The sequence below is a fragment of the Pseudomonas sp. LBUM1645 genome, from assembly GCF_059716185.1.
Genome location: NZ_CP166811.1, coordinates 2692038 through 2713000, shown reverse-complemented (window position 1 = coordinate 2713000; position 20963 = coordinate 2692038). Strand labels below are relative to the sequence as shown.

Here is a 20963-nt window from a genome sequence, read left to right as displayed (position 1 = left end):
ATTACCGATGCATCCACACGCGGGAGGTTCAAGGTGATCCAGCTACACGATGTCGATCTGAAACTGCTCAGGGTGTTTGCCACGATTGTCAGGTGCGGCGGTTTCTCTGCCGCGCAGGCGGCGTTGAATGCCGGCCAGTCAACCATCAGCGAACAGATGACTCATCTGGAAACCCGGCTGGGGGTCAAACTCTGTCAACGCGGGCGCAGCGGCTTTCGCCTGACCGAGCAAGGCGTGGCGATCCACGAAGCCACTCAGCGTCTGCTCTCGGCAGTCGAAAATTTCTGCATGGACGCTGACGTGCTCAAGCAGCACATCAGCGGCAAACTCAATCTTGGGATCATCGACACCACCATTACCGACCCCGATTCTCCATTGCCGCGCACCACCCAGCGCTTCGTCTCCAGAGGGCATGATGTGCACCTGAACGTGTACGTCGGCACCCCCGCAGAACTGGAAGAACGCGTGCTCGACGGCCGACTGCACCTGGCCATCGGGCATTTCCCGATTCACGTTCCGGGCCTGTTGCACACACCGCTGTATCAGGAAGCATTGGGGTTGTATTGCGGACGGCGGCATCCGCTGTATGGCAGCAAGACCGAGGGCGACGAACTGCTCGAAGAGATTGCCGCAAGCCGGATTGTGGTCAGGGGTTACATGCAGCAATACGACCTGGAACACCTGGGCGTCAGCAAGGCTGCGGCCACGGTGGACAACATCGAAGCGCTGGCGATTCTGCTGATCTCCGGCGCCTATCTGGGCTTTCTGCCGATGCACTTCGCCGCTCAGTGGGTCAAGACCGGCGAGATGCACCAACTGGCGCCTACGAGCCTGCAACTGATGTCGCCGTTCGACGTGATCACCCGACGCGGCACTGCCCCGCCGCCGATTCTTCAGGCGTTCCTTGAGGATCTGGCCGCCTGTTCGCGCACCACCGGCAACACCTGACAGACACGGCGAGTGCCGGTCATACTCATTCTGTTCGCAACCCTTGCAGGCCACTCTATGCGCATCCACGTCACCTTCATCGACCGCGTCGGCATCACCCAGGAAGTGCTGGCCCTGCTCGGTGGGCGCCGTTTCAATCTGGATGCCGTCGAGATGGTGCCGCCCAACGTTTACATCGATGCGCCAACCCTCGGCGCCGATGTGCTGGAGGAGTTACGCGAGGCTTTTCTTGGGGTGCGGGGCGTGCAAGCGGTGACGATGGTCGACATCCTCCCGGGGCAGCGCCGACGCTTGCAACTCGATGCTTTGCTGGCGGCCAGCACCGACCCGGTGTTGGCGGTGGATGAGCGAGGTCATGTGCTGCTGGCCAACCCGGCGCTGATCGCACTCTATGGCCGTGAACCGGCCGGTGAGCCGTTGACGGCACTCTTCGATGATCCCTCTTTACAACAGACGTTGATCGAACACGGTTTTCGCCTGCCCATGCACGAGGTCAGCCTCGGTGGCCAGACGCTGCTGCTGGACGCCATGCCGATCACCGATGCCGGCGCCCTGCTGACCCTGTATCAACCCAACCGCATCGGTGAACGTCTCTCGGCGCTGCATCACGACCATGCTGAAGGTTTCGATGCGCTGCTCGGCGAGTCAGCGGCGATTCGGACCCTCAAGGCCCGCGCCCAGCGTGTTGCAACGCTCGACGCACCGCTGCTGATTCAGGGCGAAACCGGCACTGGTAAAGAGTTGGTGGCGCGTGCCTGCCACGCGATCAGCGCCCGCCATGATTCGCCCTTCCTGGCCCTGAACTGCGCGGCGCTGCCGGAAAGCCTCGCCGAAAGCGAGCTGTTCGGCTATGCCGCTGGCGCCTTCACCGGCGCACAACGGGGTGGCAAACTCGGCCTGCTGGAACTGGCCGACCAGGGCACGGTGTTCCTCGATGAAGTCGGCGAAATGTCGCCCTACTTGCAGGCCAAATTGCTACGTTTTTTAAGCGATGGCTGCTTCCGTCGAGTGGGTGGCGATCGTGAGGTCAGGGTCAACGTGCGGGTCCTCAGCGCGACTCACCGCGATCTGGAGAAAATGGTCAGCGAAGGCAGTTTTCGCGAGGACCTGTTCTACCGCCTCAACGTGCTCAATCTGCAAGTGCCACCGTTACGCGAACGCGGCCACGACATCCTGTTGATGGCCAACCACTTCATGCAGCAGGCCTGCGCGCAGATCCAGCGCCCGGTCTGTCGCCTGGCGCCCGGGACCTATCCGGCGCTGCTCGGTAACCGCTGGCCGGGCAATGTACGGCAACTGCAGAACGTGATTTTTCGCGCCGCGGCTATTTGCGAAAATCCGCTGGTGGACATTGACGACCTCGACATCGCCAGAACGGCGGTGGAGCGGCAAAACGACGGCGAGGTTGGCAGCCTGGAGGATGCCGTCGAAGGGTTTGAAAAGAACCTGTTGGAACAGCTCTACAGCAGTTATCCCTCCAGCCGTTTACTGGCGGCACGCCTGCAAACCTCGCACAGTGCGATCGCTATCCGGCTGCGTAAGTACGGCATTCCCAATAAACCGTAAGCCCCCGCGCGCCCCCCCTGTAGGAGCTGAGCTTGCTCGCGATGGCGATCTCAAGGACGCCATCGCCGGCAAGCCGTGCTCCTACAGGGGGCTTGTATACAAATCAATACACCGTATTGAATTCAAGACAAAACCCTCTCGACGTGTCTGGCCCGGGCTTCACCTCCTCCTCCCTGAGTTGCCGTATTGATTTCAATACAGACGCGCTTCACTCATTTACCTAAAAACCTCTCAACTAATTGATTTACAACGACTAAACAAAACTGGCACCGCCCTTGCTATCAACCCTCAAGCCACGCTCGTTGCCCGACACGAGCCTGCCCATCGTCATCCGCCACCAGCAGTGGATGAGTCTGAACAATGAGGAGTTGATATGAGCGAATTGCGTTTTACCGTCGATCACGAATGGCTGCGTCTTGAGAGCGATGGCCTGATCACCGTGGGTATCACCGCGTATGCCCAGCAAGCATTGGGTGACGTGGTCTTCGTTCAGGTGCCTGAACTGCGCACCTTCGGCGCTGGCGATGAGGTGGCGGTGCTGGAGTCGGTGAAAGCCGCCAGCAGCGTGTACATGCCCCTGGACGGCGAAGTGGTCGAGGTGAATTCGACGCTGGAAAGCTCTCCCGAATTGATCAACGAAGACGCATTGGGTGAGGGCTGGTTCTTCCGCATGCGCCCCAGCGATGCCAGCGCAATGGAAGCCCTGCTCGACCAAGCCGCTTACGAGCGCCTGACCAACGATGACGCTTGAGGTCTTCTGCATGACTAACTTCCTCGACACCCGCAACGAATTCATCGCCCGCCACATCGGCCCGCGCGCCGGCGACGAGCAAGCCATGCTTAACAACCTCGGCTTTGACTCGCTGGAAGCCCTGAGCGCCAGCGTCATCCCCGACAGCATCAAGGGCACCAGCGTCCTCGGCCTCGAAGACGGCCTGAGCGAAGCCGATGCCCTGGCCTTGATCAAGTCCATCGCCGGCAAAAACCAGCTGTTCAAGACCTACATCGGCCAGGGCTACTATGGCACGCACACGCCGTCGCCGATCCTGCGCAACCTGCTGGAAAACCCGGCCTGGTACACCGCCTACACCCCGTATCAGCCAGAAATTTCCCAAGGTCGTCTCGAAGCGCTGCTGAACTTCCAGACCCTGATCAGCGACCTCACCGGCCTGCCGATCGCTAACGCCTCGCTGCTCGATGAAGCCACCGCCGCCGCCGAAGCGATGACCTTCTGCAAACGCCTGAGCAAGAACAAGGGCAGCCACGCCTTCTTCGCTTCCGTGCATTGCCACCCGCAAACCCTCGACGTGCTGCGCACCCGCGCCGAGCCGTTGGGCATCGACGTGGTGGTTGGCGATGAACTTGAACTGACTGACGTGACGCCATTCTTCGGCGCTTTGCTGCAATACCCGGCGAGCAACGGGGATGTGTTTGATTACCGCGCACTGACCGAACGCTTCCATGCTGCCAACGCTTTGGTGGCGGTCGCCGCCGATCTGCTGGCCCTGACCGTGCTGACCCCGCCGGGCGAATTCGGCGCCGACGTGGCCATCGGCAGCGCGCAACGCTTCGGCGTGCCGCTGGGCTTCGGTGGTCCGCACGCGGCCTACTTCTCCACCAAGGATGCGTTCAAGCGCGACATGCCGGGCCGTCTGGTCGGCGTCTCCGTGGACCGTTTCGGCAAGCCGGCCCTGCGCCTGGCGATGCAGACCCGCGAGCAACATATCCGCCGCGAGAAGGCCACCAGCAACATCTGCACCGCGCAAGTCTTGCTGGCCAACATCGCCAGCATGTACGCCGTGTACCACGGCCCGAAAGGCCTGACCCAGATCGCCAATCGCGTGCATCACCTGACCGCGATTCTGGCTAAAGGCCTGAGCGCACTGGGCCTGAATGTCGAGCAAGCCAACTTCTTCGACACCCTGACCCTGAACACCGGCACCAACACCGCCAAGCTGCACGACCAGGCGCGTGCCCAGCAGGTCAACCTGCGTGTAATCGATGCTGAACGTCTGGGCCTGTCCCTCGACGAAACCACTTCGCAAGCGGACGTGGAAACCCTGTGGGCCCTGCTGGCCGACGGCCAAACCCTGCCGGACTTCGCCGCATTGGCTGCCACCGTTCAAAGCACCATCCCGGCCGCCCTGCTGCGCCAGTCGCCAATCCTCAGCCACCCGGTGTTCAACCGTTATCACTCGGAAACCGAGCTGATGCGCTACCTGCGCAAACTGGCGGACAAGGACCTGGCGCTGGATCGCACCATGATCCCGCTAGGTTCCTGCACCATGAAACTCAACGCCGCCAGCGAAATGATCCCGGTGACCTGGGCCGAGTTCGGTGCCCTGCACCCGTTCGCCCCGGCCGCGCAAAGCGCCGGTTACCAGCAACTGACCGATGAACTGGAAGCGATGCTCTGCGCCGCCACCGGGTATGACGCGATCTCGCTGCAACCGAACGCCGGTTCCCAGGGTGAATACGCTGGCCTGTTGGCGATTCGCGCCTATCACCAGAGCCGTGGCGAAGACCGTCGCGACATCTGCCTGATCCCCTCGTCCGCCCACGGCACCAACCCGGCCACCGCCAACATGGCCGGCATGCGCGTAGTGGTCACCGCCTGCGATGCCCGCGGCAACGTCGACATCGAAGACCTGCGCGCCAAGGCCATCGAGCACCGCGAACACCTCGCGGCATTGATGATCACCTATCCGTCGACCCACGGCGTGTTCGAAGAAGGCATCCGCGAAATCTGCGGCATCATTCACGACCACGGCGGCCAGGTGTACATCGACGGCGCCAACATGAACGCGATGGTCGGCCTCTGCGCGCCGGGCAAGTTCGGCGGCGACGTGTCGCACCTGAACCTGCACAAAACCTTCTGCATCCCGCACGGCGGTGGCGGCCCGGGCGTCGGTCCGATTGGCGTGAAATCGCACCTGACCCCGTTCCTGCCGGGGCACGGCACCATGGAGCGCAAGGAAGGCGCGGTCTGCGCCGCACCGTTCGGCAGCGCGAGCATTTTGCCGATCACCTGGATGTACATTCGGATGATGGGTGGCGCCGGGCTGAAGCGCGCGTCGCAACTGGCGATCCTCAATGCCAACTACATTTCCCGTCGCCTCGAAGAGCACTACCCGGTGCTGTACACCGGCAGCAACGGCCTGGTGGCGCACGAATGCATCCTCGATCTGCGTCCGTTAAAAGACAGCAGCGGCATCAGCGTCGATGACGTCGCCAAGCGCCTGATCGACTTCGGTTTCCACGCCCCGACCATGTCGTTCCCGGTCGCCGGCACGCTGATGATCGAGCCGACCGAAAGCGAATCCAAAGAAGAACTGGACCGCTTCTGCGACGCCATGATCCGCATCCGCGAAGAAATCCGCGCGGTGGAAAACGGCACCCTGGAAAAGGACGACAACCCACTGAAAAACGCGCCGCACACTGCGGCGGAAATCGTCGGCGAGTGGACGCATCCGTACAGCCGTGAGCAAGCGGTGTATCCAATCGAAACCTTGATCGATGCCAAATACTGGCCGCCCGTCGGTCGCGTCGACAACGTGTTCGGTGATCGCAACCTGATCTGTGCCTGCCCGTCGATCGCCGACTACCAAGACGCCTAAAAACCAACACATCCCCTGTAGGCGCTGTCGAGTGAAACGAGGCTGCGATCTTTTGACGTTGATGTTTAAAAACAAGATCAAAAGATCGCAGCCTCGTTTCACTCGACAGCTCCTACAGGTGCAAGTCAGCCAATCCAGAGACCAAAAAGAGGACTCCACCATGTTCAGCAAACACGACCAGATCAAAGGCTACGACGACGAACTACTGGCAGCGATGAACGCTGAAGACGCACGGCAAGAACACCACATCGAGCTGATCGCTTCGGAAAACTACACCAGCCAACGGGTGATGGAGGCGCAAGGCAGCGGCCTGACCAACAAGTACGCCGAAGGCTATCCGGGCAAGCGCTATTACGGCGGCTGCGAACACGTTGACGTGGTCGAACAATTGGCTATCGACCGCGCCAAACAGCTGTTCGGCGCCGATTACGCCAACGTCCAGCCGCACTCCGGCAGCCAGGCGAACGCAGCGGTCTATCTGGCGTTGCTGCAAGCCGGCGACACCGTGCTGGGCATGAGCCTGGCCCACGGCGGCCACCTGACCCACGGCGCCAAAGTGAGTTTTTCCGGCAAGTTGTACAACGCCGTTCAGTACGGCATCGACACCGCGACCGGGCTGATCGATTACGACGAAGTCGAACGCCTGGCCGTCGAGCACCAACCGAAAATGATCATCGCCGGCTTCTCCGCTTACTCGAAGACCCTGGACTTCCCACGCTTCCGGGCGATTGCCGACAAGGTCGGCGCTTATCTGTTTGTCGATATGGCCCACGTTGCCGGGCTGGTGGCGACCGGTCTGTACCCGAACCCGATTCCCTTTGCCGATGTCGTCACCACAACAACCCACAAGACTCTGCGCGGTCCGCGTGGCGGCCTGATCCTGGCCAAGGCCAATCCGGAACTGGAGAAAAAACTCAACTCAGCGGTGTTCCCCGGCGGTCAGGGTGGCCCGTTGATGCACGTGATCGCGGCCAAGGCCGTGTGCTTTAAAGAAGCGCTGGAGCCTGCTTTCAAGACCTATCAGGCGCAAGTGATCCGCAACGCCCAGGCGATGGCTAAAGTCTTCATTGATCGAGGCTACGACGTCGTGTCGGGCGGTACCGACAACCACCTGTTCCTGGTCAGCCTGATTCGTCAGGGCCTGACCGGCAAAGACGCCGACGCCGCCCTCGGTCGTGCCGGTATTACCGTGAACAAGAACGCCGTACCGAACGATCCGCAATCGCCGTTCGTGACCTCCGGCCTGCGCATCGGCACGCCGGCGATCACCAGCCGTGGTTTCAAGGAAGCCCAGAGCATCGAACTGGCGGGCTGGATCTGCGACATTCTCGATCACCTCGGCGATGCCGATGTCGAGGCTCAAGTCGCCAGCCTGGCTGCTGCGATGTGCAGCGATTTCCCTGTCTACCGCGACTGATTACACAGCACTGTCCCTGTGGGAGCGAGCTTGCTCCGGGCGGCGTTCCGACGATGGCGATTGATCATTCAACATTGATGTCGACTGACACTCCGCTATCGCGAGCAAGCTCGCTCCCACAGGTTCCGCTGCCGAACTCGCCTCCCCCACTCGAACAGAAGAACACTACACATGAGCGAAGTTGTGGAATCGACCGGCAAAAGCCCGGTAAAAATGCAAGTCGGGGTCAAACTGCGCGGTGCAGAAAAGGTCGCGCGAATTCCGGTGAAGATCATCCCGACCGATGAGTTCCCACGCAAACCCGACTGGATTCGCGTGCGCATTCCAATCTCTCCCGAGGTCGACCGGATCAAACAGTTGCTGCGCAAACACAAGCTGCACAGCGTCTGTGAAGAAGCCTCCTGCCCAAACCTCGGCGAGTGTTTTTCCGGTGGCACGGCGACTTTCATGATCATGGGTGACATCTGCACCCGCCGTTGCCCGTTCTGCGATGTCGGCCACGGCCGGCCAAAACCGCTGGACGCCGACGAACCGATGAACCTCGCCGTGGCCATCGCCGACCTGCGCCTGAAGTACGTGGTGATCACCTCGGTGGACCGCGACGACTTGCGCGACGGCGGCGCCCAACATTTCGTCGATTGCCTGCGCGAAATCCGCAAGCTGTCGCCGGGCGTGCAACTGGAAACCCTGGTGCCGGATTACCGTGGCCGCATGGACGTTGCCCTGGCGATCACTGCCACAGAGCCACCCGATGTGTTCAACCATAATCTGGAGACCGTCCCGCGCCTGTACAAAGCCGCGCGGCCGGGTTCGGATTTCGAGTGGTCGCTGGATCTGCTGCAGAAGTTCAAGCTAATGGTCCCGCGTGTACCCACCAAATCCGGCCTGATGCTGGGCCTTGGCGAGACCGACGAGGAAGTCATCGAAGTCATGCAGCGCATGCGTGAGCACGATGTCGACATGCTCACCCTCGGCCAGTACCTGCAACCGTCTCGCAGTCACTTGCCGGTCCAGCGTTTCGTGCACCCGGACGTGTTCGCCTGGTTCGCCGAGGAAGGTACGCGGATGGGCTTCAAGAACGTTGCATCCGGTCCTCTGGTGCGCTCGTCCTACCATGCGGACCAACAAGTTCAGGGAGCAACGAACACTGTGGATTCCCTCCTCACTGCTGGATTCGCCCCCCTTTGAATGCCTCACGCCGTGCGTTTCGTTCTTCGATGTAAGCGGCGCTCGGCTCGCTGATCAGCTCTTCACGGCGCAAGAGTTCGCCGCAATGTTCGCAAAGCGGCCCTAGCCCTGCGGGTTGGCCACAAGCTTTGTGGGTGTAAACGACTGCCAGCCCCTCCTCCGGAGACTTGCACCAGGTTTCTCCCCACGCGCGCAGTGCAAGCACCACAGAATAAAAGGCCTGCCCTTTCGGGGTGAGGTGATATTCGTAGCGTGGCGGCCGTTCGTTGTAAGGACGGCGTGCGACGAGTCCATCAGCCTCCATGTTTTTCAGGCGCGCCGCGATCATTTGCGGGGTGCCTCCGGTCTGCGCCTGGATCTCGTCGAATCGATGGCTCCCCATGAACAACTCACGCAGGACCAGTACGGTCCAGCGATCGCCGACTATTGCCTCAGCCCGTGAAATCGGGCACAGCGTTTGAGTGTTTACCGACATAAGGACTTGCCTCTTTCACAGTTGCTATGATTATCATATCTACAGCGTGCCAAGGCAAGCCCACGGCACTGGTCATCCAAAATCACTGGAGAAAGTCGCCATGTCCAAAGCCATTTATCCCCTCAACAGAACCGCGTATCTGCTGGTCGATCCTTACAATGATTTCCTGTCGGAAGGCGGAAAGGTCTACCCCTTGATCGAGCCGATTGCCGAGCAAGTCGGCCTGCTCGACAACCTGCGCGCCCTCGACCGCGCCGTCCGTGCACTCGATATTCCGGTGGTCATCGTACCGCACCGTCGTTGGGAGCAAGGCGACTACGAAGGCTGGGATCATCCAAGCCCAACCCAATGCAAGGTCATGCACATGCATCACTTCGCACGCGGGGAATGGGGCGGCGAATGGCACCCCGATTTCGCGCCAAAGGACGGCGACATCGTCGTTAAGGAACATTGGGGCTCGAGCGGCTTTGCCAATACCGACCTTGATTTTCGCCTCAAGCAAAAAGGTATCACGCACGTGATCATCGTTGGCCTGCTGGCGAATACCTGCATCGAGGCAACAGCGCGCTACGCCGTGGAACTCGGTTACCACGTCACACTGGTGCGTGATGCGACCGCTGCCTTCAAACCGGAAATGATGCATGCCGCGCATGAACTCAACGGTCCCACGTTCGCCCACGCCATTGTGGCGACGGACGAGCTGATCGCGTCCCTGGCACAGCAGGGGTAACACGCAATGAAATTGACTGGAAACCTCATCATTGGCGCAAACGAAGTCCCGGCCACTGAAGGAACGATGAAGGCACTCAACCCCGTAACTAACCAGTTGATCGAGCCGGATTTCGCATTCGGTGGCGTGGTGGAAGTCGACCAGGCTGTGACGCTCGCCGACGAAGCATTCGACCGTTACAGCCATACCTCACTCGCCGAGCGCGCGGCGTTCCTGGAAAGCATTGCCGACAATCTCTACGCTGTCCGCCATGAGCTTGCCGTACGGGCCGCGCTCGAAACGGGCCTGCCTGAGGCTCAGTTTGAGGGCGAAGCGGCAAAAGCCGCCACCCAGTTTCGCCAATTCGCGGAGGTCGTACGTAAAGGACGCTTTCTCCAGTTGGCCATCGATCCGGCGCAACCTGATCGTCAGCCTCGTCCACGCGTGGATCATCGGCTTCAGAAAATGGCGATCGGCCCGGTGGCTATTTTCGGTGCGAGCAACTTTCCCATTTCATATTCGGTCGCAGGTGGCGATACCGCTTCAGCGTTGGCAGCAGGCGCGACCGTCATCGTGAAGGCGCATAACGCTCACCCAGGCGCATCAGAAATTCAGGCGCGTGCCATCCGCAAGGCGGTGCAAGAGAACGGATTGCCTGAGGGTGTTTTCTCGATGGTGCGTGGCAGTGGCAACACGATTGGCGAAGCCTTGGTCGATCATCCGTTGATCAAGGCCGTGACGTTCACCGGCTCGGAGGGTGGCGGCATGGCGTTGTACCGGCGTGCGCAGCAACGCCCTGATCCCATTCCCGTGTTCACCGAGATGACCAGCGTCAACCCCACGTTCATCCTGCCCCATGCGCTGGCTGCGCGTGGAGCGCAAATCGGTGATGGCTTTATCGAGCGCATGCTGGTCAATGTGGGGCAAGCCTGCCTCAGACCCGCCCTCCTTATCGCGATCAATGGCGCTGGTTTTGAAGCGCTGCGCGCCGCCATGGTCAAGCGCGTCACTGAAGCATCGGCGCGCACGATGCTGACGCCGGGGATTCATGCGTCCTATTTGAGCGGCCTCGCCGCGATGGAGAGCGTCGGTGCAAATCGCGTCGCCGAAGGCTTGGCTTGCAGTGCGGATTTTGATGGCCGATCGATGTTGCATGAAGTTGACGGCCAACGTTTCCTGACCGAGACGGTACTTGCGCAAGAAGTATTCGGTCCTTCAGCACTGCTGGTGAACGTCAAGGATGAGGATGAACTGCTCGCCGTCGCTCGCTCGCTCAAGGGCCAGCTAAGCGCTGCCATGCAGCTTGATGAGCGCGATATGCCATTGGCTCATCGCTTGCTGCCGGTCCTGGAGCGGCGCACCGGGCGAATCGTTGTCAACGCCTTCGCGCATCCACAGGAGGTGTCTTTCGCCACCATCCACGGTGGACCGTTTCCGGCAACGTCGGACAGCCGCTTCACTTCGGTTGGCATGACGTCGATTGAACGCTTTTTGCGCCCGGTGTCCTACCAGGGTTTTCCTGATTCGCTATTGCCTGAGTCATTGCGCGAGGTTAATCCCTTGGGGCTGCCTCGCCTCGTAGACGGCCAATAAAAGCCATCCTTGACGCAGTCTTTGCCAACCCGCCCGGTGGCGCCCGCTCGTTGAGCGGGACCGCCGGACAAGTCCGCGGACTCAGCCCTTGGCCGCCATCGCGGTGACTTCCACGCGCATGCCTTCGACCGCCAGGGAGGCCACGCCAACGGCGGCCCGAACCGGCCAGGGCTTGGCGAAGAAGCGCTGGTAGACCACGTTGAAGGCGGCGCGGTCGGCCATGTCGGTGAGGTAGATGGTCAGATGCAGAACCCGGTCCATGGAACTTCCGGCGTGCTCCAGCGCAACCTTGAGCGCCTGCAGCGTGCACTCGCTCTGCAGGGCGATGTCGCCCAGTTCCAGGCTGCCGTCGGCGCGGGTGGGGATCTGAGTGGAGACCAACAGGCCGCCGAAACCGGCGACATCCGAGGAGATGGATTCCGGATCAGGGTCGGGGAGGAAGGTGATGTCGTGGTTTGCCATGGGGATCTCTTGCTTGAGGAGGTAAAGGGGCTGTCGAGTATAGATCGGCTGGAAAACTCAGTGTGGAACGCCCAGTTTGGTAGCGATGTCTTCTGGCTTGAGACGCCGCCCATCGACTGAAACCAGCTCCAGTTTCTGTAACGGCTGACGGTCCTTTGCATCGACCATGACTGAGCCGACTTCGCCAGGTTCGTACATAAATTCGTTACCCCACTGCGACAAAGCAATGAGGACTGTTTGCAAGGCCCTGCCCTTTTCAGTCAACACGTACTCTTTGTAAATACTGCCATCAGCCGCCGGCACCATTTGCATCACACCCTGGGCGACCATGTTTTTAAGGCGTGCACTCAGAATGTTTTTCGCGACATCCAGGCTTTTCTGGAAATCACTGAATCGCCTCGTGCCTGAGAGCGCATCGCGAATGATCAGCAACGACCACCAATCGCCGATGAGATCAAGGGATCGAGCGACCGGGCAAGGATTGCCCTGCAAGCTTTTGCGCTTCAAGTAACTACCTCCTTCAATGGGGCTAAGGACCGGCGATCACACGTCATCGACCAGGTGGTTGCATAATACAACCTCCGATGGTAAAAATCACAACGCCTGGTTTCATAATGAAACCCGCATCCAACCCCAATCGATAGAAACCGGTGCCCAAAAGCGCTTTGCTTCGACACCACTGGTTGCATGATAAAACCATAGGAGTTTCCCAATGAAACTGGCTGGAAAAACTGCGTTTATCACCGGCGGCAACAGTGGCCTGGGTTTGGCCACCGCAAAGCTGTTCATCGCTGAAGGCGCGAAGGTGGCCATCACCGGTCGTAGTCAAAAAACACTGGATGAAGCCAGCGAGGCTCTGGGTCCGAACCTGCTTGCAATCAAGGCAGACCTGACCGACGTCAACGAGATCGAGCGCGCCGTGGCAACGGCTGTCGCTGCGTTCGGCAAACTGGATATCGTGTTCGCGAATGCGGGCATCGCTGGGCTGACGCCTGTGGGGAGCACAAGCCTGGAGACGTTCCAGAACATTATCCAGACCAATCTCACTGGCACGTTTTTTACCGTTCAAGCGGCTGAGCCCCACCTCAACCCTGGTGCCTCTATCATTTTGAACGGCTCGGTTCACGCAGAGATGGGGTGGCCCGGCTACAGCGCCTATGCGGCTACCAAAGGGGCTGTTCGCTCCATGACACGCGTCATGGCCGCAGAATTCGCGCCACGTGGCATTCGCGTCAATCAGATCACCCCCGGCGCGGCGCGCACGCCGGTATGGAACCCTCTCGCCTCCAACTCGGCTGAAATGGATGTTCTGGAGGAAAAGCTGAAGACCACTATCCCCCTGGGCCGCATCGGGGAAGCTGAGGAAGTCGCCACCGTCGCGTTGTTTCTCGCCTCGAGTGACTCTACCAACGTCGTGGGCGCAGAGATCGTCGTCGATGGTGGTGCAACAGGTTCACCCTTGGGCGCCCCTGCTCACAGAAAAAACTGGGAGGCGTAATCGAGAAGCTTCGGAAGATCATTCCAGTAGCGAGATCAGACGCGACTCAATTGAGGTCTCAAGCACCTCAAGCAGAGCCAGCGTCACCGGCAGCTTGAAGCGACGGCGTCCCGCGCTGCCGGGATTGAGGTGTAGCTGTTCGCCGCGCCATTCTATGCGGGGCTTGTGCGAGTGGCCGGTGATCACCAGCTTAATGCCTGCATCAAGCACGGCTGGGAGATCGGCACTGTCATGTACCAGAAAGACCTGCCATCCGTTCAGGTCGAAACATAGGCAGTCGGCGATATTTTCCGCCCAAGGGGCGTCCAGATCATTGTTCCCGCGGACCACGTGCAGCGGGGCTATTGATGCCAGTTGATCGAGGATTTCGGGTTTGCCGATGTCGCCCGCGTGAATAATCCGTTCACAACCCTGCAGTGCAGCAAGGGCTTCGGCGCGGAGCAAGCCATGGGTATCGGAAATCACGCCCACTTTCATGCAACGCTCCAGATCAGGTTCAAGAGTTGGCACCTACTCCTCAAAGCGACCCGTAACGTCACGATCTCGCTCGTATCGTTTCGTGAGCGGAAACGGCGGCAACCAGGACTCGCGACGCACGATCCAGCTTTCGTAGGTTGGCATCAGTTGGTCAGGGGCATCCAGGGACCCCAGGTTCACTTCGATTTCGTCGTCGGTGCGCGAAAAAACGGACGAGCCGCAGCGGGGACAGAAAAACCGCCCGGCGTAGTCGCGTGTTTCGCCTTCGATCGTCACCGCACTCTGAGGGAATATCGCGGAAGCATGAAAAAGTGCCCCATGATGCTTGCGGCAGTCGAGGCAGTGACAAAGGCCGACCCGATACGGGAGTCCCGACGCCTCAATTCGGACGTTTCCGCACAGGCAACCACCCGTGAATCGCTCCATGCTGCGTCTCCTCTAAAATCAAGCGGTCGGAATATGATTCCCCCGACTCAAGGCGCATTAACCACGACATAAGTCACATCGCTGCCCTGATACTGCGGTTGATACCAGGTTGAGCCGCACTGCATGTAAGCCGTGTTGTACTGGATGACTTGCACGCAACTAGGGGGCAATTGAGCTGGCGTGAAGATCGATCCGACCACCGCTGCTGTCACCGCGACCGTTGCGGTGACGGCCGCCGCCGTGGCGATCGGGTGGTAGTGATCGTCGTAGCCATAGCGGCCACGCCCGTCTACGTCGATGTCCACGTCGCGACTGTTGTCGATGTTGACGTTACGGGTGCTGTTGTTGATGTTGGTTCGGTTGCCGACCGTGTTTCCGGTATTGGCCCGATTTCCAGAATTGACTGTGTTGCCGGCATTGGCCCGATTTCCAGAGTTGACTGTGTTGCCGGCATTGGCCCGATTTCCAGAGTTGACTCTGTTGCCGGTATTGGCCCGATTGCCCGCGTTGACGTTGGTAGCGCGTTGCGCGGTATTGCCGGTGTTGATGCGCTGAGCCCTTTGGGCCGAGGGCGGCGGCGCACGATTGACCGATGCCCTGGCGTGCCCTTGGGCGCGCTGGGGTCGGGCATCCACATAAGTGACCAGGCTCAGCGTCAGTACCGAGGTGGTTACGAGCGATAACAACAGGCTCCACGACATTGTCCTGTTCATGTCATTCCCCTCCCTGATCACTGGCTTTCTTCAAAGGAATCGCCACATCGCCCTTGCGCGGTGCGAAGGTGAAGATCGAGTCCTTGATGCCCGGCTTCAGGTTCCAGCGATACACCGCACTGTATTCCGGAAAACCCGGCTCATCGGTGGTCGTGATCACCAGTTTGCACGGCAACGGCTTCTCGGATCGGGTGATCCACAACTGCCAGTCAACACCCTCCTGCCGAAAGGCCAGGTGATCACACAGTTGCCCCTTGATCGTCGACGGGCCGACATACAACGCCTCTTTCAGCGCATCGATCTGTGCCTGATCGCTGCCAAACAGAAACAGGTCCTCCATGGGCACCTGAATTCCGTAATGGTTTTCTATTAAGTGCAGCGTATCGGAGACTTCAGGCGGTGCATCCACAGTGGTGTAGTACTTGAGAAACGGTGAATACTGGGTCAGTTTCTTGCCGTTGTAGAAGAACTCTCGCGTTCGAACATCGCCTTCCGTCTTGGCATACATCCGATCGCGCCCCACCACTTTCAAGACAGTAGAGGCCTCGGTCTTGATCTTCTGGCCGGACTCCAGAACGGTATCCCGGGACACTTCGGCGTCTACCTGAAACGTCGGCAGACTGCGTAGGTAGCTGCCCATATCGATGAGTTTATCGACCACTTGCGGGTTGATCGTCGGGGTGGCGTCCGGTGTTGGCGGATCGTCGGCACGAGCGCCCGGGGCCAGCGCAAGGGTGAACAGCAGGCGGAAAACACTCGCGTTGAGTTTCATTGATCCTGCTCCTTGGCCTGTGCACGACTCTTAAGCCTAGACCCGGCGTGACTCGTTCGCCAGAAGGGTAAAAACCCTATGGGCAAACCCGATTGGAGCACTCTATGATTGAACCCCATGACCACCACGCCTCCGATCCGCCAACCCTGCCCGCCCGGCGCCTGCGACTGCGGGCGTGACCCGTTGCTGGAAACACCGGGGGCGGACGTGCGCATCCTGTTTCTGACCCGTTCAGAGGAAAAGCGCCTGGTCGAACGGCTGGAAAACCTCCAGAGCCTGAGTGATCTGGAACGCCTGCAACAGCGAATGTACGAACAGTTGGGCATCCGCGTGGACATCGTCCCCAGTTTCAACGAAGTACGCACCATGCGCGGTATCGGTATTAACCTCGGCGAACAACCGGGGCTATGCCGCAAAACCCGTCAGTCGATCCCGGCCGCGATTCGCCGCGCACTGGAGAAGCGCCCGGAGATTGCCTACGAGCTGCTCAACGCCAACGACCTGTTGCGCGATGCGTGAAATCAGCCTGATGAACCTTGTTTCGTTGGTGATACAGGCGTCATCCACGGACTGATAAAAAGGCAACGAAACAGGATCAGCGGTCATACGCAGAGTCTGGCCCGCTGCTATGCCTTCTCATGGGAGCAATGGTTTCAAGCCAGTCAGGGATGAAGCTGGACACTCAAGCGTGACCGTGGTCCCGGCACCCGCCAGGTGCGCGAAGAGCAACAGGTGCCAATCCGTAGCAGGAGGTGGCCAATGTTATTCATAGTCAGTTGGTCTATCAGTTCGGCAAATCGTAACAGCGCGATCGAGCGTTTCCTCAAGACCGGGGGGGCTCCACCCGCTGGCGTCAAAATGCTGGGACGCTGGCACGCCGTCGGTGGTGCATCCGGTTTTGGCGTGGCAGAGGCCAGTGATCCGGCAGCCATTCAGAAGTGGGTGCTGGAATGGAGCGACCTCATGACCATGGAGGTTCAGGCGGCACTGACCGATGAACAGATAGCGCCGCTGCTGGCGGGCGCCGTCGGCAAGCAATAGTCGTTGGAGCGGCGAGCCGGGCTCGCCGCTCCATGCCCGCACTTCGAATAACACATCCCATATGGCCGGTTCAGGCACGGATTGAGGACTTTATCTGGTTGAGATGTCAGTAATCATCCGAATCCACGACAAGCTGTAAAGCCCATGAAACAAGGCCTTCGGCCGAAAAACCAATTACTGGAAATTTCACAGTTCTTACCTACGCTCTTCGCGGGGGATCCAAAATTTCCTGGGCGGTCGGGGGCTCGTCTCAGAGTACCAACGCAAGTGCGCAGGAGCTCGATATGAACCGGACAAAGCTATCCTCGGTGTTCGCCGTCCCCTTATTTCTGACTGCAATGATTCTCCCCGGCATCACTCAAGCAGCCGACAAAACAGTCCCCAACATTGTCGTCATCATGGGCGACGATATTGGCTGGTCCAACATCGGTGTCTACAACCAGGGCATGATGGCCGGTCGAACGCCCAACCTCGACCAGCTCGCGGCTGAAGGCATGCGTTTCACCGACTACTACGCCGAGGCCAGTTGTACCGCCGGGCGAGCCAACTTCATTACCGGCGAACTGCCGATCCGTACCGGGATGACCACTGTCGGGCAAGCCGGTTCTCCCATTGGTATTCCCGCCGAAGCGGTCACCATCGCCACCACACTCAAGTCCATGGGTTACGCCACCGGTCAGTTCGGCAAAAACCACCTGGGCGACTTGAACGAATTCCTGCCGACCGTGCATGGTTTCGACGAGTTCTTCGGTTATCTCTACCACCTCGACGCCATGGAAGACCCGGCGCACCCCAACTATCCACAAGATCTTCTGCCCACCGTCGGCCCGCGGAACATGGTTCACAGCTGGGCCACGACGACTGACGACACGACCGTGATGCCGCGCTGGGGCAAGGTCGGCAAACAGAAAATCGAAGACGCCGGAACGCTCTATCCAGAGCGAATGAAGACGGTTGACGAGGAAATTCGCGACAAAGCCTTCACCTTCATCGACAAGGCCAAGCAGGACAACAAACCGTTTTTCCTGTGGCTCAATCCAACTCGCATGCACATCGTCACGCACCTGTCCGACAAGTACGAAGCCATGCGCAACGCGCAAAATGGCTGGTCGGAGCAGGAAGCCGGCATGGCGCAGCTCGACGACATCGTCGGCGACGTGATGGCCAAGCTGAAAAAAGACGGAATGGATGACAACACCATCGTGATTTTCACCACGGACAACGGCGCTGAAAACTTTACCTGGCCGGATGGCGGCACCACGCCGTTTGCCATGGGTAAAGGCACGGTGATGGAAGGTGGTTTCCGGGCTCCGGCGATCATTCGCTGGCCGGGCAAGGTACCTGCGAACCAGGTGGCCAACGGCATCATGTCAGGCATGGACTGGTTCCCGACCCTGGTCGCGGCGGCGGGCAACCCGAACATCGCCGCAGAATTGCTCAAGGGCAAACAACTGGGCGATACCACTTACAAAGTGCACCTCGACGGCTATGACCAGACACCGATGATCACTGGCAAAGGTCCGTCCAATCGCCATGAGATCTTCTACTTCGGCGAGAGTGCGCTGGGCGCGGTGCGGATCGATGACTATAAGTTTCGCTTCATTGATCAGCCGGGCGGGTGGATGGGCGCCAAATTGGCGGTGGATGTACCGATCCTGACCAACCTGCGCCTCGACCCCTTCGAGCGCATGGGCTGGCCAGAAAACCAGGCCGCGCAGGGATCTCAACAGTACTTTGACTGGTTCAAATACCAGTTCTGGCGCTTCGTGTTTGTTCAGCAACAGGTCGCCAAACTGGCCGAAACCGCGATTGAGTTCCCGCCGATGCAAAAAGGCGCGAGTTTCAACCTCGACTCAGTCAAAGCGAAGATCGAAGCAGCCCGAGCAGCCATGGCCAAATAAGCCGTCGAAATCAGGGGTGGCCGATGCTGGCCACCTGCGGGACATTTGCTGAGGTAAGCCAATGCAGATAAAAACGACCACGCTGCCCGTCTTCACTGTGCTAGCCCTGTGCAGTCAGCACGCTTACGCCGGCGGCATCATGCTCTACGAAATCGGCACGGATAACACCGGCCTGGCCAACGCCGGTGCCGCCGCCCGTGCTCAAGGACCCTCCACCATCGCCAGTAACCCGGCGGGCATGAGTTATCTGCCCGGCACACAGATCACCGGTGGCTTGCAGATTCTCTACGGCGACCTGAGCTTCGATCGCGACTCAAACACCAATGGCACCGGCACTGGCAGTGGCAACGCCCTCGACCCGATTCCCGGTGGCAGCTTCTTCGTCAGCCATCAGTTCGACGACCACTGGAGCGTTGGCTTCGGCCAGTACGCTGACTTTGGCCTGGCGGCCAATTACGACAACGAATGGTCCGGGCGCTACTTCGCACAAAACGCCAGCCTCGCCGGTTTGTCTTTCGTGCCCAGCGTGGCTTATCGCTTTAACGAGCAATGGTCGGTGGGCGTTGGTGTGAAAGCCATGTACGGCATGTTGCAAGCCCAAACCGCGATCGACCGCGAGCCTTTCGGCTTCACCGACCGCAGCGACGGCCAATTCAAATACAAGGACAACGATTGGGGTTTCGGCGCGAACGTGGGGGTGATCTATGCCCCGCAACCCGGCACCCGCATTGGCCTGGCCTACACCAGCAAGGTCGATCTGGACTTCGAGGACGGGCTGGACGTCAAAGGCGACGGGCCCGCACTGGATCGCCTGGATGGCCTGAACACCCAACTCGACATGACCGTGCCGCAAACTGCAACGCTGAGTCTGTTCCAGCAACTCGACCCGCAATGGGCCTTGCTGGCCTCGGTCAACTGGCAGGACTGGTCAGAGTTCGGTGAGATCGCGATGCAAGTCGATACCACAGCATTTGGCGCCGAAGCGACTACGGTCGACGCCGATTTCAAAGACACCTGGCAACTGGCGCTCGGCGCGCAGTATCAGGCCACACCGCAATGGCTATGGAACGTCGGTGTGGCGTATGACAGCAGCGCCGTTTCGGACGGAAACCGAACTTTTACCGTTCCCATGGGCGAATCCTGGCGCATTGCGGCCGGAGCCACCTATGCTCTGAACAAGGTCACCGACATTAATGTCAGCTGGGCCATGGTCTGGCTCGGCGACATGCCAGTGGACCAGACCAAATCCACGTCGGGTATTCGAACCTCCGGTGAGTTCGACAATGCCTGGATTCAGGCCTTGACCGGCAACATGACCTGGCGCTTCTGATGACCTGCTACTGAAAAAAAAACGATTTAATCCATGGAGCAAACACCACTATGAACGTGTCCCGAAAACTGTTTATTGGCGCTGCGCTGGCCAGCCTGCTGCTCGGCGGTTGCACCTCGAAAGTCACCGAGCGTGAGCAGTATTCCGGCTTCCTGTCCAACTACAACAACTTGCAAGAGGTCACCACCACCAGCGGTGAAACGGCCATGCGCTGGGTGAGCCCGTCCTGGAATCCAGATGCCTATAACACCGTGGCCTTCAACAAGCTGGAACTCTACCCGGCGCCCAAGCCCACTGAGCGGGTTAACCAGCAAACCCTGGACGAGTTGCAGAGCTACATGACCAGCAAGGCCAAAGGTGTGCTGGGCCAGAAATATCGGGTGGTAACGAGCGCGAAATCAGCGCCGGCCGGTTCAAAAACCTTGATCATGCGCGCGGCGATCACCGGGGTGAGTGCCGAAAACGAAGGTATGAAGTGGTATGAAGTGGTGCCGGTTGCCGCCGTCGTGGGGGGTGTTTCCGCTGCCAGTGGTCATCGCGATCAGGACACCACTCTGTTCATCGAGGCCGAGTTTATCGACGCCAGCAACAACCAGACCGTGGCCAAAGTCGTGCGCAAAGTCTTTGGCACCACACTGGAAAACGCCAGCCAGAAGATCACCACCAAGGATTTCAAAGTGGCGATCGACAAACTGACCAGTGACTTACAGGCGTTCATCAAGTAACCCCTGTAGGAGCTGCCGCAGGCTGCGATCTTTTGATCTTGATTTTGTCGGTGTAACAACCGCCGCCAAGATCGCAGGCTTCGCCAGCTCCTACACCGATCGTGT

At 59.7% G+C, this 20963-nt stretch carries 21 protein-coding genes; 14 read left to right on the top strand and 7 right to left on the bottom strand.

Features of this window, described 5'->3' with window-relative positions:
- The first annotated feature begins 33 nt into the window (after positions 1-33).
- The 6 genes from ACA079_RS12135 (at position 34) to lipA (ending at position 8736) form a co-directional block, all read left to right on the top strand.
- On the top strand, positions 34-948 hold the full coding sequence (locus ACA079_RS12135) for a LysR family transcriptional regulator (RefSeq protein WP_497703667.1): 915 nt from the start codon (positions 34-36) through the stop codon (positions 946-948).
- Positions 949-1005: 57 nt separating this feature from the next.
- On the top strand, positions 1006-2514 hold the full coding sequence (gcsR, locus tag ACA079_RS12130; protein ID WP_497703666.1) for a transcriptional regulator GcsR: 1509 nt from the start codon (positions 1006-1008) through the stop codon (positions 2512-2514).
- 373 nt (positions 2515-2887) lie between these two features.
- Positions 2888-3265 carry a glycine cleavage system protein GcvH gene (gene gcvH / locus ACA079_RS12125; protein ID WP_497703665.1) on the top strand — a complete coding sequence of 126 codons (378 nt, stop codon included), beginning with the start codon at positions 2888-2890 and terminating at the stop codon, positions 3263-3265.
- Between the two features lie 10 nt (positions 3266-3275).
- Positions 3276-6131, top strand: coding sequence for an aminomethyl-transferring glycine dehydrogenase (gene gcvP, locus ACA079_RS12120; RefSeq protein WP_497703664.1), 2856 nt, complete (start codon positions 3276-3278; stop codon positions 6129-6131).
- A gap of 160 nt (positions 6132-6291) precedes the next feature.
- A complete protein-coding gene (glyA, locus tag ACA079_RS12115) occupies positions 6292-7548 on the top strand; it encodes a serine hydroxymethyltransferase (RefSeq protein ID WP_489263469.1) in 1257 nt (418 codons plus the stop codon).
- 171 nt (positions 7549-7719) lie between these two features.
- Positions 7720-8736, top strand: a complete 1017-nt coding sequence (gene lipA / locus ACA079_RS12110; RefSeq protein WP_497703663.1) for a lipoyl synthase — start codon at positions 7720-7722, stop codon at positions 8734-8736.
- Here the strand turns inward: lipA and ACA079_RS12105 are convergent.
- Positions 8711-9211, bottom strand: coding sequence for a winged helix-turn-helix transcriptional regulator (locus tag ACA079_RS12105; protein ID WP_497703662.1), 501 nt, complete (start codon positions 9209-9211; stop codon positions 8711-8713). The genes lipA and ACA079_RS12105 overlap by 26 nt on opposite strands.
- 100 nt (positions 9212-9311) lie before the next feature.
- Between ACA079_RS12105 and ACA079_RS12100 the strand changes: the two genes are divergently transcribed.
- Both ACA079_RS12100 and ACA079_RS12095 read left to right on the top strand, forming a co-directional pair.
- Positions 9312-9941, top strand: a complete 630-nt coding sequence (locus ACA079_RS12100) for a cysteine hydrolase family protein (RefSeq protein WP_497703661.1) — start codon at positions 9312-9314, stop codon at positions 9939-9941.
- A gap of 6 nt (positions 9942-9947) precedes the next feature.
- Positions 9948-11513 (top strand): aldehyde dehydrogenase (NADP(+)), encoded by a 1566-nt coding sequence (locus ACA079_RS12095; protein ID WP_497703660.1) that lies wholly within the window; start codon positions 9948-9950, stop codon positions 11511-11513.
- A gap of 81 nt (positions 11514-11594) precedes the next feature.
- Here the strand turns inward: ACA079_RS12095 and ACA079_RS12090 are convergent, their stop codons facing one another.
- Both ACA079_RS12090 and ACA079_RS12085 read right to left on the bottom strand, forming a co-directional pair.
- Complete coding sequence (locus tag ACA079_RS12090; RefSeq protein WP_497703659.1) at positions 11595-11975, bottom strand: RidA family protein; 381 nt, start codon at positions 11973-11975, stop codon at positions 11595-11597.
- A gap of 57 nt (positions 11976-12032) precedes the next feature.
- Positions 12033-12482, bottom strand: a complete 450-nt coding sequence (locus tag ACA079_RS12085) for a winged helix-turn-helix transcriptional regulator (RefSeq protein WP_497703658.1) — start codon at positions 12480-12482, stop codon at positions 12033-12035.
- A gap of 205 nt (positions 12483-12687) precedes the next feature.
- On the opposite strand from ACA079_RS12085, the gene ACA079_RS12080 reads away from it, so the two are divergent.
- Entirely contained in the window at positions 12688-13473 is a 786-nt protein-coding gene (locus ACA079_RS12080) for an SDR family NAD(P)-dependent oxidoreductase (protein ID WP_497703657.1), read from the top strand.
- Positions 13474-13491: 18 nt separating this feature from the next.
- Here ACA079_RS12080 and ACA079_RS12075 read toward each other — a convergent pair whose 3' ends face one another.
- The 4 genes from ACA079_RS12075 to ACA079_RS12060 are packed head-to-tail and all read right to left on the bottom strand — an operon-like array spanning position 13492 to position 15861.
- On the bottom strand, positions 13492-13950 hold the full coding sequence (locus tag ACA079_RS12075; protein WP_497703656.1) for a metallophosphoesterase family protein: 459 nt from the start codon (positions 13948-13950) through the stop codon (positions 13492-13494).
- A 33-nt stretch (positions 13951-13983) separates the two neighbouring features.
- Positions 13984-14376: a GFA family protein gene (locus ACA079_RS12070; protein WP_497703655.1), complete on the bottom strand. Its 393-nt coding sequence runs from the start codon at positions 14374-14376 to the stop codon at positions 13984-13986.
- Positions 14377-14423: 47 nt separating this feature from the next.
- Positions 14424-15089 (bottom strand): hypothetical protein, encoded by a 666-nt coding sequence (locus ACA079_RS12065; protein ID WP_497703654.1) that lies wholly within the window; start codon positions 15087-15089, stop codon positions 14424-14426.
- Position 15090: 1 nt separating this feature from the next.
- Positions 15091-15861 (bottom strand): DUF2092 domain-containing protein, encoded by a 771-nt coding sequence (locus ACA079_RS12060; protein WP_497703653.1) that lies wholly within the window; start codon positions 15859-15861, stop codon positions 15091-15093.
- Between the two features lie 117 nt (positions 15862-15978).
- Here ACA079_RS12060 and ACA079_RS12055 point away from each other — a divergent pair, with 117 nt between their 5' ends.
- The 5 genes from ACA079_RS12055 (at position 15979) to ACA079_RS12035 (ending at position 20858) form a co-directional block, all read left to right on the top strand.
- Positions 15979-16380: a hypothetical protein gene (locus ACA079_RS12055; protein WP_129436701.1), complete on the top strand. Its 402-nt coding sequence runs from the start codon at positions 15979-15981 to the stop codon at positions 16378-16380.
- Positions 16381-16620: 240 nt separating this feature from the next.
- Entirely contained in the window at positions 16621-16902 is a 282-nt protein-coding gene (locus ACA079_RS12050; protein ID WP_497703652.1) for a DUF3303 domain-containing protein, read from the top strand.
- A 284-nt stretch (positions 16903-17186) separates the two neighbouring features.
- The gene (locus ACA079_RS12045; RefSeq protein WP_497703651.1) at positions 17187-18803 is read left to right on the top strand and encodes an arylsulfatase; all 1617 of its coding nucleotides are present in this window, start codon (positions 17187-17189) and stop codon (positions 18801-18803) included.
- Between the two features lie 61 nt (positions 18804-18864).
- Positions 18865-20133 (top strand): OmpP1/FadL family transporter, encoded by a 1269-nt coding sequence (locus ACA079_RS12040; RefSeq protein WP_497703650.1) that lies wholly within the window; start codon positions 18865-18867, stop codon positions 20131-20133.
- A 50-nt stretch (positions 20134-20183) separates the two neighbouring features.
- Positions 20184-20858: a DUF3313 domain-containing protein gene (locus ACA079_RS12035; RefSeq protein ID WP_497703649.1), complete on the top strand. Its 675-nt coding sequence runs from the start codon at positions 20184-20186 to the stop codon at positions 20856-20858.
- The last annotated feature ends 105 nt before the right edge of the window (positions 20859-20963 follow it).